Raw genomic sequence first — 14,765 nt, 5'->3', positions numbered from 1 at the left:
CGACGTGGCGGTCTTCGGCGCGGCGGGCCCACAGTCGGCCTGGTGGTGGGCCAACCGTCGGGCACGTCGCATGAAGGTGCTCGCCACGATGGCCGCGGCGCTGCCGCCTGAACCACCGCAGGCCGGCTCGTCCCGGGCTGCCACTGGCGCCCGGTGCCGGCTGGCACGCCGCTGGACGGCCTGGTGCTCGTCGGCTTGCCCGGGCAGCGTCGCCCCGAGGCCGGCGTGGTCGCCCCGCCGCCGCGCTCGCACGGCTGCTGCTTCCGGTGATGCGCCGTGCCGCCTCACTCACCGGGACGGCCGGGACGACACGGTCCCGACCACCCCCTTGCGGAAGGCGAGCACGCCGCAGACGAAGATGAGGCCCATGACGGTGCTGCCCGAGTCGCCCAGGGACGCGAAGCACTGCAGCCCCGTCGAATGCGCCAACGCGTTGCCGATGTCGCCCGGCCGGTTCTCCGGGGCGATGATCACGAGGGCGCCTGCGAGGGGGGCGAACGGGGTGCCGAGCCCGCCCGACAGCGTCATCAGGATGGCTCCCTTCGGAAACCGTGATCGCCCCGGTGTAGGCGCGCTTCACCGCGGGTCGCATCACCCACACCGAGTGCACCAGCCTGGGCACTCGCTCCGGGGACGCAGCCTCAGTGACGCTAGCCAGCCGCGCGACCGGGGCGGCCTCCCTGCGAGGGAATGGGTCTACCCGCACCGCGGTGGGCCGGATGCGGCCTTGTCATCGAAGTAGCATGCTTCCATGGAAAGAAGCACTCCGCCCGAAGAGATCGCGCCCCAGTTGGCCGGCGCCCTGACAGTGATCGAAGGCCACCTGGCTGGCATCCTTGAATGCGTCCACCTGTTCGGCTCTGCGGTCGAGGGTGGATTGAAGCCGCACAGCGACATCGACCTGTTGGTGACCGTGCGCACGTCCTCCACCGAAGCCACCCGCCAGGCGGTGATGAGCGCGCTGCTCGGCGTTTCGGCGCCGCCTGGCGCCAGCGCTGGCGAGGGAAGGCTGCGCCCGCTGGAAGTGACGGTGATCGCGCTGCCGGACATTGTTCCATGGCGCCACCCTGCTCGGCGTCAGCTGCAGTTTGGCGAATGGTTGCGCGAGGAGCTACAGGCCGGCCACTTCGAGCCCCCCATGCCGGACCACGATCTCGCGATCCTGCTGACCAAGGTGCGTCAGCGCAGCATGGCCCTGCGTGGGCCTGAGGCCGCCACCGTGCTGCCGCCGGTACCGCCCGCCGACCTCATGCAGGCCCTGCTCGACACCGTGGCGCAGTGGCGTACACCGGCCGACTGGGCCGGCGACGAACGCAACGTGGTGCTCGCGCTCGCGCGCATTTGTTTCACGGCAGCCACGGGTGAAATCGCCTCCAAGGACGGGGCCGCGGTGTGGCTGCTGGAGCGGCTTCCTGCCACACACCGCGCGGTGCTGGCCGACGCAAAGGCGGCTTACCTGGGCCAGAGTGCAGACCATCTCGCCAGCCGTCCTGCGGACGTGGCTGCCTGGATCCTGCATGTCAAGGCGGCTGTGACCCACGGGCCGCGGGCCGCGTCGTAGGCGGTGCGATATCGGTTCTTGCTCCTGCGCTTGTGGTTCGTCATGGGCGAGGGACAGGCGCCGCGCGTCGGCCGGCAGGAACGCCAGGCACTCCCGGCCCAGTCGCCCTCGGTGCTCAGTGGCCTGCCGGCGGAGCAGCTGTGAGCAGGCGCAGATGGTAGTAGCAGAGATAGACCGCCAGGACCATCGGGGGCACCAGAGTCGGAATCATCAAGATGGAGAACAATGGCAGGGGGGACGCCACGAACACGCCCAAAGACAACAGGCCGAAGACCGGCCAATACCATGCCAGCCGACGGTCGTGCACCCAGGCTTTTGTCATGACGAAGAACGTGGCGGTGTGGAGTGCCAGGGCGCCCCAGGCAGGGGACAGCGGTATTGCCTGGCCCATGTGCCTGCGGTCCGACACGGCAACGGCCACCATCAGCAAGGTCGCAACACCCAGGCCGGCGAACAGGGAGCAGGCGAGGGCAATCGCGAAACGCCGTCCGTTCCCAGGGACGGCTTTCGCCGCTGCGGGTTGTTTCACCATGAACGAGTCTGGTGAACAGTGAGGATGATCCATGGTGGGAACCGTGTCCGCTTGAACAATACCGGCGATGCGCTACGGTGCTGCAAGAGCACGGCGCTGTCGTGCAGGAGTGCGCGGCAGTGTAGTCGCTGGGGCGGTCCTGGTTCGACCCCGTGTGCGCACGGAGTCAGGCGCTGCCGTCTCCTGTGGGACTCATGCCGTCGCAGTCGGTTCTTTCCCCCGGGCAATGCAATCTCTCACGCAGCATATGCAGACCACGGTTTTCGTTCCGGGGAAGGTGGGCAGCTTCTTTTGACTCTCTATCTGGGGCGTGTTTGGCAAGACGGCTCGCAAGTACCGCCGGATCATGGCCGGTTTGACGCCACCGAGATCGTGCAAGGCTAGCGCTTTCAAAGCGGGTAGCGGCGTCAGGCTGTCAGCAATTCCGTGTGTGAGGCGTAGCCTGTCGACCAGGAGCTGTCTCAAGCATGGTCCTTCCCGCATGACTGCGTGCGCTGTAAAGCGGCCGTTTGCCGATGCGGTGTTGCTGTTAACGTTGGGTCAGAACGCGACGCTGACATTTTTCGCGAACCAGGCCTCAGCCCTGTGGCCCTTCATCCAGGATGATGTGGCAGGGCCGGTGCCCCGCTCTGTCTTCTACCGCGTATAGGCATGGCGCCCTTCCAGCGACTCAGGCGCCCGGCGTGGAGGGAGTGAACAGGAACTGCCTCGGCGCGCTTGCCCCAGGCGCCGTTGCCGATTGCCGTAGCGAATAGACGCCCATCACCCCGCCGTCTGGTGCCCGCACGACGCCCCACTGGGCGTCGCCGCTGTAGGGGTCCAGGTAGATCCTCCGCAAGTGCCGTCGCACGAACGGAAAGCGAGGGTCACGCACCAGGGCCTGCAGGTCTGGCGGGAAGCGCCTCATGTTGCCAGGCGACGAGTAGTAGAAGGAGGCGATCGCCTGCACGTACTGCTGTCCCACCCATTCGAGCTCCTGTGCGCGTTGACGGTCCGCGGTGGCGGACCACAATGTTCCGGCCGCGGCGAGCCCGGTGGACAGCACTGCAATGGCAAGCAGCATGGCCAGATAGGTGAAGCCCCGACCACCGCCGGGACGCGCCCGGCCCAAACCGGTCCGGCGGCGGCCGACCTCACCAGCTGCCATACGAGGTCCCGTCTGCCGCCATGCCGGCCGCACCACTGCGCAAGTCGTACAGCACGGCAGGGGCTGCCATCGTGCCGCTGTCCGTTCCAGGCGGGCCGAGCAGCACCCAGCTGTCGTTGCGCTCCGTCACTGGATCCATCGGCAACTCGCGCAGGTAGCGCTGGTCCACCAGTTCCTGCAGCGAGGCAGGATACCGCCCGGTGTCGCCGCGGAACTTGTCGATGGCATCGCGCGTGATCCGCAGGTTGGTGCGCAGCACCGTCTCCTGCGACCGCTTCAAGGACGAGAAGTACTTGGGGCCCACCAGCGCCAGCAGCGTGGCGATGATCGCCATCACCACCAGCAGTTCGATCAAGGTGAAGCCCCGCCGGGACGACGGTCGTCGTGCATTCACCATTGTCGGTAGGGCCGGCCGTTGAGGCCGACCTCCGAAGACAGGCTATAGATGTCGAACACGTCGTTGCCGGGCCGTGGATCCTCCGGCTCGCTGGCGTAGGACCGCAGGCCCCAGGTACCGGCCCCGGCGAGCTGCGGCAACAAGGTGCTGGCGCGCTGGGCAACGGCGGCGCCGTGCGCGGCCTCCACGCCGCTCCAGAACGGATCGGCCGGAATGCGGCGCAGGAAGTACAGCTTGGTGCCGTTGCCAGCGCGAGCGTCTTCCACGCCGGTGACCAGTGCGGCGAGGCTCGGCGGATAGCCGCTGCCGTTGGCCGAGCGCGGCACGCGGCCTTCGTCTGCGGCCCGTTTGTAGGCATCGATGGCGGTGCGGATCTCGCGCAGCGCGGAGCGCAGTTCTTCCTCCCGCTGCCGCTTGTGAGCCAGCTCCGCGAGCGGAAACGCCACCGTGGCCAGGACGGCCATGATGGCCAGCACCACGAGCAGCTCCACCAGCGAGAACCCGCGCGTCGGTCGCATGACCTGGGTGGTTGCCATGACGTCGTTGTCCCCGCCTCAGTTGGGCACGATGGGCGGTGGCGTGAACGCCGGCGGCGGTTTCGCAGGCTCTGCTGCGGAGGGAACAGGCGCCGGCCGCGGCCGCTCGCTGCGCTCGTCCGCGTCGCGGCGTGCGGATGGCGGCGGCTCCTGGTAGGCCGGGCGCAGCTGGATGGGAGCGGCGCCCGTCGCTCCTTCGGTGCCCGAGAGGAACTCGATCTGCCCCGGGCCCGGCACATTGACGTTGCGCACGATGTGCGGCGTGATGAGCAGCACGATCTCGGTCTTGGTCTTCGAATTACTGCCTTGCCCGAACAGCTTGTTCAGCAGCGGCACGTCATTGGCAATCGGCAGCCCGTTGTTGGACGACCGCTCGTCGCGCTGGATCAGGCCCGCCAGCACCTGGGTCTCGCCGTCGCGCACGCGCAGGTTGGTCGAGGTGTTGCGCGTGCCCAGGCGGTAGGCCTGGGTGCCGGTGGCGCGGGTGATGGTTTCCAGGATGTTGCTCACCTCCAGCGCCACCTTCATCGCCACGTCGCCGTCCAGGGACACGCTGGGCTCGATGTCGAGCTTCAGGCCGACGTCCAGGTAGTTGACGCTTTCGGAGGTGCCGACGTTGGCGGTGTTGGTGGTGGTGATGACTGGCACCCGCTCGCCGATCAGCACCTTGGCGGTCTGGCGGTTGCGCACCCGGATGCGGGGATTGGCCAGCAGGTTGGAGTCGCCGCGCTCGGCCCGCAGCTTGGCGCTGGCCACCGGGTCGTTCAGCTGCAGGCGCACCAGGTCGGAGTTGAAGTGCTTGATCTCCGGCACCGTGAGCGCGCCCTTGGTGCCGGCGCGGCCGACGACGCTGGCCGAAATGGCGTCCGGCCATCGCAGGCCCAGCTCGGTGAGGCGGTTGGTCGCGACCTCCAGCACCTCCAGCTCCAGCATCACTTCGGGTTCGGCCAGGTCCTGGTTGGCCAGCAGTTTCTCGGCCAGCCGCACCACCTCGGCGCTGTCGCGCACCACCAGCAGGTTGAGGTTTTCATCGACGAACACATCGCGGGCCTTGGCGATGGAGCGCACCAGGTTGGCCGACTTGGTGATATCGGCATTGGACACATAGAACGAGCGCGTCACCAGCTCCTGGTACTCGCGCTGCTTGGCCGGCGTGGCGGGGTAGACCAGCACCGTGTCCTCATCGAGCACGCGGCGGTCGAGCTGGTTGGTGGCCAACAGCAGGCGCAGCACGTCCTCGACCGATTTGTTGGCCACCGAGAGCGTCACCCGCTGGTCGGTGCGCACCTCGCGGTCGAACATGAAGTTCAGGCCTGAAGCAAGCTTCAGGGACTCAAAGACCTGCAGCATGCCGGCGTTGACGAAGCTGAGCGAGACCGGCTTGCGGTAGGCGGCCTTCAGCTTGGGGTAGAGCCCCAGGTCGCGGCCCGAGCGGTCGGCCTGCTGCCGGAGCCACTGTCGCTGCAGCAGGGCGGCGCGGCGGTGCTGGGGGTTCTCGCTGAGCACCTGGGCGGTGTGCTGCAGCGCTTCATCGAGGCGCTCGGCGCGGGCCGCTCCTTCGGCGCGATCAAGCGCCTGCGCATGGCGCTCCGCGGCTCGAATGCGGTCTTCGCCGGCCTGCACGCGCGGGTCGCCCGGCTGCAGGGCGCCGGCATTGACCAGCTCGGCCCGCGCCAGCAGGAATTCGCGCGCTTCGAGGGCCAGTTCCATGCGATGCAGGGCATCCTGCAGCGCCCGCTCGCGCTGCTCGAAGTAGGCCTTGCGGTACTCGGCGTTGGAGGGACTGGCCTCCATGGCCTGCCGCAGCTCCTCGACGCCGGCCACCCGGCGACCCGCCTCGATGTGGCCCTTGCCTTCGGTGTAGTGCTGGTAGCCGGCGCAGCCGGACAGGACGCTGCCCACTGCAAGCAGCCCGGCAAGCCAGAGCAGCGGCGGGCGATGGCTGCACGCGCCGTGCATGCGCAGACGTGAACGTCCACGACCTGGCTCGGGGCGGCAGGAGGCGGTGGGGGAATGTCGTCGGGAGGTCATGGGACGGGTTCGAAATGGCGGTCACTGCCCGTATGCGGAGGACGGCAGGGTGGAAGAGGTCGCATCGCCAATGGGCAGGGTCAGGACGTGGCCGGCGGACACATGCAGCACCTGGAAGGTCCGCAAGTCAATCTGCACCACCTTGAACCCGCCCGGCAAGGTGTCGCCGACCTGGGCCTTAAGTGTGGTGTTGCCCTGGCTCAGGAACAGCGCGGCCTGCCCATCGGCCTCCCAGCGGCCGATGGCCGTCATGGTAAAGGGAGGCGGCGGCGGCGGGGGCGGCTCGACGGGCGGCGAGGGCAACTGCGCCTGCACGGCCACCACTGGTGCCCGGGGTGCCTCTGTTGCTGGAGTGACAGGAGCCACCGCGGTGGCGGCTGCCGCCGAGCCGAAGGGGTCACCTTGCGGTTCCTGAAGCAGGGGCTGCGGTAGCCCGCTGGTCATTGGGACTGGCGCGGCGGCAGAGGCGACACGGGTAGCGGCTGCGGGAACGGTGCCTTGCGAAGCTGTGCCACCGCGGTCGCGGCGCACCGGCAGCACCACGTCCTTGCTGGTGTTGTCGGTGTCGCGTGAGGGCTGTGGTGCCAGCCAGTTCAACACGAGCAGGCTGGCCAGCACGAGCAGCAGAAAAATGAGGCGTCGGCTCACCGGGTGTCCCTGAGCAGGATGCGGAAGGTCATCCGCCAGCGGGCGACCGGCTGCTCGGCTGAGTCGCGCATGGCGGACCATTGCGAGAGCGCGATGCCGCGGTGGGTGAGCAACACCTGGTTGATGAAGCGCCGCGCCGCGGGATAGCTGGCCTGTGCTTCCAGGCGGATGTCATGGCTGGCCAGCCGCTGTGCCGTGGCCGGCTGGCGTGCATGGTCGGTGGAGGTGACCACCACCTGCTGCAGCTGTGCAGCATCGAACACGGCGGCCAGCACCTCCGGCAGTTGGTCTTCGGCGTACAGGTGGCTGTGCCAATCGACGGTAGTTGCAGAGGATGGGGGCAGCGGCGAGGCCGCGACGGCGAGCGGCACAGCCGAGGCGGGCCGGTGCTGGAGTTGCAGGCGCAGCTCGGCCAGCTGCCTGTCGGCAGCCGGCAGGTAGATGCCGGCGACCATTGTCGCTGCCAGGACGAGCAGCAGCCCCAGCCCGCCGCAGACGCGCGTGGCCCACGAGGCCTCGTGCCACGCCGCAGCGAGGGGCGCCAGGCGATGCGAGATGGCGTCAACCATGAGGAAGCGCCCAGATCGCCGTGACGGTGAATCGGACCGGTCCAGCCGGCGCCGCCGGATCCAGCGCCTGGTGGGACAGCAGTCGGGGCGACTGCAGGCCAGCTTGTTTCAAATGGGCGAGGTAGGTGGCTGCCGCACCGATGGACGGCGCCTGGCCGCTCAGTCGCACGGACCCGGTGGCCGCATCCGGATCGATGGACAGCAGCTGGACACCATGGGGAGGCGGCACCTCGAGCGCCGAGAACAAGGTTTGCCAATCGACCAGCAGCGCGCGCCGCAGTTCAGCATGGCGTGGATCCGGAGGCGCTGCCGGGAGCTGAGTGGCTGCAATGGGCTTGTCCTGCCGTTCGAGCTGTGCTGCCAACTGCACGGCTTCAGCGCGTTGGTGTTGCCAGCGATGCAAGGCCCCTGCGCACCCCACGATACCGATGATCAGGAGGGTCAGCGAGATGAAGCCGGGGCGGCGACGGCTGACGAAGTTGACGTGTTGGAAATGCATGGAGCGCTCTCAGGTCTCGGCCAGCTGTGTTTCGGCAGAAGGCAGGACGGTGCTGCCGGGCCGCAGTGCCACCGAGTGGCTCCACAGGGGAAGGCGGGCGAGCGGCCTGTCATCGCAATCGACATGCTCAGGCGCGAGAAGGTCGGGCTCGATGACCAGTGCAGGCGCCGGCTCAGGCCATCCAAGGCGCCGCTCCTGGAGTGAAAGCAGGCGGGCAAGTGCCTGGCTGGCCGAGGGGCCCGTGCATCTCGGCAGCGTCAGCACCGCCTGCGACTGCGCCTGGTGGCGGAGCAGCGCCACGCTGCGGTCGGACTCGACCTGGACCACCCAGTGGGCCTGTGCCGCGGTTCTCCACCCCCTCGTGATCGATGAGAGGGTGTCATGCCGGGCCCGGCAGGCCCAGGCGACGCCAGGTTGCAGCGAGCGCAGCCGCAGGCCGCAGTCCGCGGCGGCTGACTGGAGTGCCTCGCGAACCGAGTTGCGGCAACCGAACACCAACTGCCGGCCTACCGGGCGGCGCTGTTCGGGGCGGAGCAGCCATTCGTCGCCTTCGTCGCTCCAGACGCTGAAGAAGCGTTGCCGCATCCACTCGGTGGCGATGTGGATTGGCAGCGGCTGCTCGCCGAAGTCCAGCGTCATGCAGGGAACGATGCGGGACGAGACGGCCACGTCCAGCGAGCCACGGCCGGACGCCCCGCTGTTTCGCAGGGCCTCTGCCAAGGCGCTTCTCAGCCCAGTGGCTGCCAGGTCGGGTCCGACGCCTTCGGCTTGCACCTCCCACTGTGGGCCACCGTGGTGCCGGCACAGCACCACGCGGCCTGGTTCCCACCAGAGCAGCCATCGCGGGCCAAACACCCGCGCAGCGAACCGTTCAATCACTGCCCGTGACACGTTCCACCTCTTCGGTTGTGGTCCATCCGCGCGCGACGGCTTCCATCGCCTGCTCACGCAGGCTGCGGGCACCTTGTGATTGCGCACAGCGCTGGATCTCCTGATAGGGCGCGCCGTCCACGATGAGCCCCTTCAGCTCGGGCGTCATCGTCAGCAGGTCGCCGATGGCAAAGCGCCCGCGGTAGCCGGTGCCCAGGCAGGCGGGGCAGCCCGGTGTGCTGGATGCGGCGGCGGTGCCGTGCGCCGGCCTCGCGGGACTGCACTGGACACACAGCCGCCGCATCAGGCGCTGCGCCAGCACGCCGTTCAAGGCCGAGGCCAGCGCATAGCGGTCGATGCCGAACTGCTGGAAGCGTCCCAGCACATCGAGCGCATCGTTGGCATGCACCGTGGTGAACACCAGGTGCCCGGTCAGCGCGGCCTGCACCGCGATCTGTGCGGTCTCGGCATCCCGGATCTCGCCGACCAGGATCTTGTCAGGGTCGTGGCGCAGGATCGAGCGCAGCCCACGCGCAAAGCTCAAGCCCTTGCGCTCATTGACGGGGATCTGCAGCACCCCGGGAAGCTGGTACTCCACCGGGTCCTCGATGGTCACGACCTTTTCTTCGGCCGTGCAGGTTTCGTTGATCGCCGCGTACAGGGTGGTGGTCTTGCCCGAACCGGTGGGGCCGGTCACCAGCACCATGCCGTGCGGCCGCCTGGCCAGGCGCAGCACCTTGGCGGCCAGCTCGGGCATGAGGCCCAGGCCGGTGAGGGTGAGGTCCTTCAGGCTGCGTGCCAGGTGCTGCCGGTCGAGGATGCGCAACACAGCGTCTTCACCGTGGATGCTCGGCATGATGGACACACGCACGTCGATGGTGCGCCCCTGGACCTGCACCTGCAGGCGGCCGTCCTGCGGCACACGGCGTTCGGCAATGTCCAGTTCGGCCATCACCTTGATGCGGGAGATGGCCTGCTCGGCGGTTTGCGGGTCGGCTGCGTCGCGGATGTGGCGCAGCACGCCGTCGAGGCGGAACTTCACGGCGAGGCCCGCGGGCGAGGTCTCCAGGTGGATGTCGCTGGCACCGGCGCGCAGGGCGTCGTAGAGGGTGGCGTTGACCAGGCGAACGATCGGGCTGCCGGTGGCTTCAAGGCGTTCGGCGGACAGGTCTTCGATGCTGTCGCCGAGGTGGCGGGGGTCGTCTGTGGCGGCTGCGCCCAGCGCATCGACGGACAAGGCCACGGCGGCCGACTCGTACCGGGCGAGCCAGTGACGCAGCGCTTCCGCGGGAACGAGCCGTTCTGGCAGGATGGGGCCGCGCGCCTGGGCCCAGTTCAGCTGGTCCAGCTCGAAGGGGTCGCTGACCAGCAGGCAGGCGCCCTCGGCGTTCCTCGCTGCAGCGATACCTCGCTGCAGGGCCGCAGAGTAGGGGATGCGGGCGAAGTCCGGTTGCCAGCGGTTCAGCGTGGGGTCGTGGTCTTCTTCCATCCCCAAGGCGTGCCCCAGTGTGGGCAGGGCAGAGGGCAGGCGTTGCCGCACTTCTTCGAGCACCGAGCGTCCCGATGCTTGTGCTGCTGCGCGTGCTTCGGCGATGGCGCCTGCAACAAGTGGCGTGGTCATGGAGCGGCTTTACTGGATCGCGCTGGCGAGTTCGAAGATCGGCATGTACATGATCACCACGATGCCACCGATGCCGACACCGATCACGGTCATCACCACCGGTTCGAGGGCCCGCATGAAGCGTTCGATGACGCGAGCGGTCTCGCCTTCGTGGAAGATGGCAGCCTGGTTCATCATGGCGCCCAGCTCGCCGCTGCGTTCACCGACCTGCAGCAACTGGTCAGCCACCGGGGAGGTCAGGCCACACAGCGCCAGGGCATGGGAGGGAGGCAGGCCCTCACGAACCTTGTCCAGCGCCTTGAAGGCGGCGGTACGCAGGTGCACGGGCAAAAGGGCGGCGGCCATCTCAAGTGCCTTTGGAAAGGGAATGCCGCCGTCGAGCAAGGTGCCGATGGTGCGATAGAGCCGGGCGAAATAGACCAGTTGGACGTAGTGACCCACGTGGCGTTGCGTGAGTATCCAGGCGAACACTTTCGCTCGCACGGTGGGCGAAGCGGCCGCCGCGGCGAGGGTGGCCACTGCGCCGGCGGCAGACAGGGCCAGTGCCGTCCCGTGGTCCTTGACGAGCTGGCCCCAGTTCAGCAGCAAGCGCGCGGTCCATGGCAAGTCGGTATGGAGGCTGGCGAAGATGCCGCTGAAGCGGGGCACGACGTAAGTCAGCAGGAAGGCCATGACGAGGGTGCCGACCGCGAGCAGCAACACTGGGTAGACGCTGGCCGTGATGACACGCTGCCGCACCGCTTGCGTCTGCTCGGCATGCTGCAGGTAACGTTGCAGGGCATCGGGCAGGTTGGAGGTCATCTCCGAGGCGCGGACCAGGGCGATGAGCAGGGTGTCGAATGCAGCCGTTGCTTCGAGAGCCTGCGCGAGGGAGCGCCCCTGCTCAAGTTCGGAGAGCAGCTGCTGCAGGACCGGGGTGCCGGCACCGCGCGACTGCTTCACCAGCGCTTTGACGGCCTCGACGGGGCCGATGCCGGCTTGCAGCAGGGTGGACAGTTGCTGCGCGAACAGCGGGCCGCTGATCGAGGCATGCCGCTTTGCAAGTAGGCCGCGACGCGAACCGTCAAGCTTTTCGGGCACCGCGCACTGCTGCAATACGGTGTAGCCCTGAGATCGCGCCGCTGCCGCCGCTTCGGAATGGGAAGCGGCCGAAATGGAAAAGAGCCGAGGTGCGCTGCCGCCCTTGGCGACCCATAGATGCAAAAGCCTGTTCACGAAGGACGCGCCACGAAATGCCGGAGATGGGGCTGATTTACCTCAAGGCGGGGCGCTTGAGATCTGCGAGCGTTACTGCTGGCGCACCGATAGGCGCCCGGTGCTCGCCCACGGAGGCGAGTCAATATTGTACGCTGTCTGTGGGTGTTTGGTAATAGGGCTGATCTAGAGCAACGTCAAGCCGCGGCTTTGCCGAAAGCGGAATCCGTCACGAGAAGATGGAGGGTCGTTCATCCGGCATTATGCGTTGCGAGAAATAAGTCCTTGTATTATTCGCGCGCCCTGATCTCTTGTGAAGGCGCAGCAGTCCCTTGTGAGGAAATGCCCATGGCTTCGGGCTTGTGTCATTGCACTTCGGATGTCTTGCGCATCGCCCGCTGTGGCAGGCCAGGTTTGAGCGGTATTATTGTGACAGCGAATGCGCTCTGCGGCAGGCATGCATGTCAGTCTTGCTTATAAACCGGGGGCTGCGCTTCGTCTTCCCCTCTTCTGGGGGGTTGTGCTTGCTGATGATGTTTTCAATTTCGCCTTTGCTGCTGCAGGCAGGCGACTCCATGGAGTGTCATCCAAATTTATGGATTTCGCCACGCGCGTTCGGCACGGCCGTCGGTGGATAATATTGGCAGTGAGGTGAGAGTTATATGATGCGAGGGTGGGTTGCGGCTCTGTTGCTGTTTGGTGTTTCAAGCGTTTCGCATGCCTATAAAGTGATCGAAAAGCCGGTTTATCAGTATCTCGTGACTGGCGGAGTCGGCTATATTGGAAGTTTTCCTGATCCTGCAGCGGCGTGCCGCGCTCTTGCGGACAGAATTGGCTGGACGTATGTGAGCTACAGCGTGCCTGGCGCTTATACCGGAAGCTGTCACTTGCTGATGAGGTCCGGGAAGCCAGATAACCAGACGTGGCGAGGCGATTGTCCAGGCTCGCTTCTCTGGTCGCCGTCGTATCAGGGTTGTCCGAGAACGGTGACGGAGTGTCCTGCCCCGATGCAGCCGAATGCAGAGGGGATATGCCAGCCGCCTGGCTGCCCTGAAGGCACGGCCTGGGTGAACGAGGCAAACGCCTGCATTCCCTACGTGGACCGCTACGAGCCCAAGCCCAGGGAATGCGGTGTGGGCAACCCGATCTACCCGGTCTCCGGCGGCAAAAGCGAGTTGCTGGCCACCGGTCTGCACCTGGGGGCGCTTCCACTGCAACTGCGCTACGACAGCAGCCGTCGGGTGCCGGACGTCGTCTCTCCGGCCGCCTCACGCACCGGGGAGAAGCTCGATGCTGCGGGCTTCGGCGAACTGTGGTTCAGCAGCTTGCACCGCCGGCTGACGGTGCAGGCCGGGATGAAGGGGGCGACGGCTTCCCGTGGTGACGGGCGCCTGATCAGCTTTCAAGGTGACGGCGGCGGCAACTTCACGGCGCAGACCGGAGAACCCGACCGACTGATGTACATCGACGGGCAGTACCTGTTGGTCGATGGAAGCACCGGTACGCTGGAGAGCTACAACGCAGCCGGGCAGTTGACGGAGCTGTGGACGACCAGCGGCGAGGTGCTGCGGTTCACCTACATCGGCATCGGTTCTGCCCTGGAAGAAGAAGTGCTGGCCGAGGTGCGCGACGATGGAGGCCGTTCAATCCGGTTCGAGCACGAGCCCAGCGCGTTCGGACAACGGGTGGTACGCGTCCTGTCGGCCAGCACGCCATTGATGACGATCAGCTACGACGCGGCAGGCAATGTCTCGACGCTGACGTGGGGTGACTCCAGCGCACAGACGTTCTTGTACGAGCGCTCCGATCTGCCGTGGGCGCTGACCGGCGTGGTGAGCGAGAACGGCAAGAGGCGCTCGACGTTTGGCTATGACACCTATGGTCGGGCGATCTCGACAGAGCGTGCCGGCGGCACCGACCGCTACAGCGTGAGCTATGTGAACCCGCCGGCGGCGTATGTCACGGTGACCTACGACGCCGTGGCCAAGGTGCTGTGGCGGGTGCACTCCTGGCAAGCGCCGCTTGGCACCATGATCACCAAGCCGGACATGACGACCAGTGCGTGGGGAGCGGCGAAGATCGGCAATGTGCCGCGTATCACGAGTCGCAGTCAGCCTGCGGGGGCAGGGTGCCCGGCCTCGTCGAGCGCGACTGCCTACGACGCGCAAGGCAATGCGGTGAGCCGTGATGACTTCAACGGCAAGCGGGTGTGCTATGGCTATGAGCCCGGGCGTGCGCTGGAGGGGGTGCGCGTCGAAGGTCTGGCGAAGACCGCGAGTTGCGAGACGTTGATCAAGGACAGCGCGACGTTGCCAGCCACGGCGCGCAAGGTGAGCACCCGGTGGCACCCGGACCGGCGACTGGAGACCCAGGTGGCCGAGCCGCGGCGCTTGGTCACGATGGTCTACAACGGTCAGCCGGATCCCTTCAGCAATGGCGCCCTCGCCAGCTGCGCGCCGGCAACGGCCAAGCTGCCGGACGGCAAGCCGATTGCGGTGGTGTGCAAGCGCGTGGAGCAGGCCACCACGGACGAGGACGGCAGCAAGGGCTTCGCAGCGACGCTGGCCCCCGGCGTGGCGGCGCGCCAGTGGAGCTACACGTACAACGAGTACGGCCAGGTGCTGAGCGAAGACGGCCCGCGCACGGACGTGGCGGACGTGATGAAGTACGAGTACTACACCGACACCACGGCCGAGTGGACGCGAGGCGACCTCAAGCAGGTGACCGATGCCGCCGGCCAGGTGACCCGCTACACCAGGTACAACCCGCACGGCCAGGTGTTGACCATGGTGGACCCGAACAACGTCAGCACCGAGTACAGCTACGACCTGCGGCAGCGGCTCAAGAGCGTGAGCACGGGCGGGCAGAGCACGAAGTACGACTACGAGCCCACGGGCCTGCTCAAGCAGGTGACGCAGCCGGACGGCAGCTACGTGCGCTACAGCTACGACGATGCGCACCGGCTGACGGGCGTCAGCGACGGGCTGGGCAACTCGGTGACGTACACGCTGAACAACGCCGGGGAGCGGGAGAAAGAAGAAGTGAAGGACCCGGGCGGAGCGCTGATGCGCAACATCAGCCGGGCCTATGACGCGCTGGGTCGGCTGCAGAGCGTAACCGGCGCCGTGCATTGAGCGCTGTCAACAAAGAACCCCATCAG

At 67.2% G+C, this 14,765-nt stretch carries 14 protein-coding genes; 2 read left to right on the top strand and 12 right to left on the bottom strand.

What is annotated here, in order from left to right; all coding sequences use genetic code 11:
* Window positions 1-288: 288 nt before the first annotated feature.
* Window positions 289-528 carry a hypothetical protein gene (locus N7L95_RS29295; RefSeq protein ID WP_301261127.1) on the bottom strand — a complete coding sequence of 80 codons (240 nt, stop codon included), beginning with the start codon at window positions 526-528 and terminating at the stop codon, window positions 289-291.
* 223 nt (window positions 529-751) lie between these two features.
* On the opposite strand from N7L95_RS29295, the gene N7L95_RS29290 reads away from it, so the two are divergent.
* Window positions 752-1,561 carry an aminoglycoside adenylyltransferase family protein gene (locus N7L95_RS29290; RefSeq protein ID WP_301261126.1) on the top strand — a complete coding sequence of 270 codons (810 nt, stop codon included), beginning with the start codon at window positions 752-754 and terminating at the stop codon, window positions 1,559-1,561.
* A gap of 115 nt (window positions 1,562-1,676) precedes the next feature.
* Here N7L95_RS29290 and N7L95_RS29285 read toward each other — a convergent pair whose 3' ends face one another.
* The 11 genes from N7L95_RS29285 to N7L95_RS29235 all read right to left on the bottom strand — a co-directional run bounded on the left by N7L95_RS29285 (window position 1,677) and on the right by N7L95_RS29235 (window position 11,626).
* Window positions 1,677-2,126: a hypothetical protein gene (locus N7L95_RS29285; RefSeq protein WP_301261125.1), complete on the bottom strand. Its 450-nt coding sequence runs from the start codon at window positions 2,124-2,126 to the stop codon at window positions 1,677-1,679.
* 637 nt (window positions 2,127-2,763) lie between these two features.
* Window positions 2,764-3,240, bottom strand: a complete 477-nt coding sequence (locus tag N7L95_RS29280; RefSeq protein ID WP_301261124.1) for a type II secretion system protein — start codon at window positions 3,238-3,240, stop codon at window positions 2,764-2,766.
* Window positions 3,227-3,637: a type II secretion system protein gene (locus N7L95_RS29275; protein ID WP_301261123.1), complete on the bottom strand. Its 411-nt coding sequence runs from the start codon at window positions 3,635-3,637 to the stop codon at window positions 3,227-3,229. Before N7L95_RS29275 ends, N7L95_RS29280 begins: the two co-directional genes overlap by 14 nt.
* A complete protein-coding gene (locus N7L95_RS29270) occupies window positions 3,631-4,173 on the bottom strand; it encodes a type II secretion system protein (RefSeq protein WP_301261122.1) in 543 nt (180 codons plus the stop codon). The genes N7L95_RS29275 and N7L95_RS29270 overlap by 7 nt, the downstream gene beginning before the upstream one ends.
* A gap of 18 nt (window positions 4,174-4,191) precedes the next feature.
* On the bottom strand, window positions 4,192-6,132 hold the full coding sequence (locus N7L95_RS29265) for a secretin GspD/PilQ domain-containing protein (protein WP_301261121.1): 1,941 nt from the start codon (window positions 6,130-6,132) through the stop codon (window positions 4,192-4,194).
* Between the two features lie 93 nt (window positions 6,133-6,225).
* Window positions 6,226-6,822, bottom strand: a complete 597-nt coding sequence (locus N7L95_RS29260) for a hypothetical protein (RefSeq protein WP_301261120.1) — start codon at window positions 6,820-6,822, stop codon at window positions 6,226-6,228.
* Window positions 6,823-6,848: 26 nt separating this feature from the next.
* Window positions 6,849-7,421, bottom strand: coding sequence for a hypothetical protein (locus tag N7L95_RS29255; protein WP_301261119.1), 573 nt, complete (start codon window positions 7,419-7,421; stop codon window positions 6,849-6,851).
* Complete coding sequence (locus tag N7L95_RS29250; protein ID WP_301261118.1) at window positions 7,414-7,920, bottom strand: intermembrane phospholipid transport YdbH family protein; 507 nt, start codon at window positions 7,918-7,920, stop codon at window positions 7,414-7,416. Before N7L95_RS29250 ends, N7L95_RS29255 begins: the two co-directional genes overlap by 8 nt.
* A gap of 9 nt (window positions 7,921-7,929) precedes the next feature.
* Complete coding sequence (locus N7L95_RS29245) at window positions 7,930-8,640, bottom strand: hypothetical protein (protein WP_301261117.1); 711 nt, start codon at window positions 8,638-8,640, stop codon at window positions 7,930-7,932.
* Window positions 8,641-8,791: 151 nt separating this feature from the next.
* Window positions 8,792-10,411 carry a GspE/PulE family protein gene (locus N7L95_RS29240; protein WP_301261116.1) on the bottom strand — a complete coding sequence of 540 codons (1,620 nt, stop codon included), beginning with the start codon at window positions 10,409-10,411 and terminating at the stop codon, window positions 8,792-8,794.
* 9 nt (window positions 10,412-10,420) lie between these two features.
* On the bottom strand, window positions 10,421-11,626 hold the full coding sequence (locus tag N7L95_RS29235) for a type II secretion system F family protein (RefSeq protein ID WP_301261115.1): 1,206 nt from the start codon (window positions 11,624-11,626) through the stop codon (window positions 10,421-10,423).
* 1,046 nt (window positions 11,627-12,672) lie between these two features.
* On the opposite strand from N7L95_RS29235, the gene N7L95_RS29230 reads away from it, so the two are divergent.
* Window positions 12,673-14,739: an RHS repeat domain-containing protein gene (locus tag N7L95_RS29230; protein ID WP_301261114.1), complete on the top strand. Its 2,067-nt coding sequence runs from the start codon at window positions 12,673-12,675 to the stop codon at window positions 14,737-14,739.
* Window positions 14,740-14,765: the final 26 nt, after the last annotated feature.

The sequence above is a fragment of the Eleftheria terrae genome, assembly GCF_030419005.1.
GTDB classification, from domain to species: domain Bacteria; phylum Pseudomonadota; class Gammaproteobacteria; order Burkholderiales; family Burkholderiaceae_C; genus Caldimonas; species Caldimonas terrae.
Note: the sequence above shows the minus strand (reverse complement) of the source record. Positions and strands in the feature narration are given on the sequence as shown.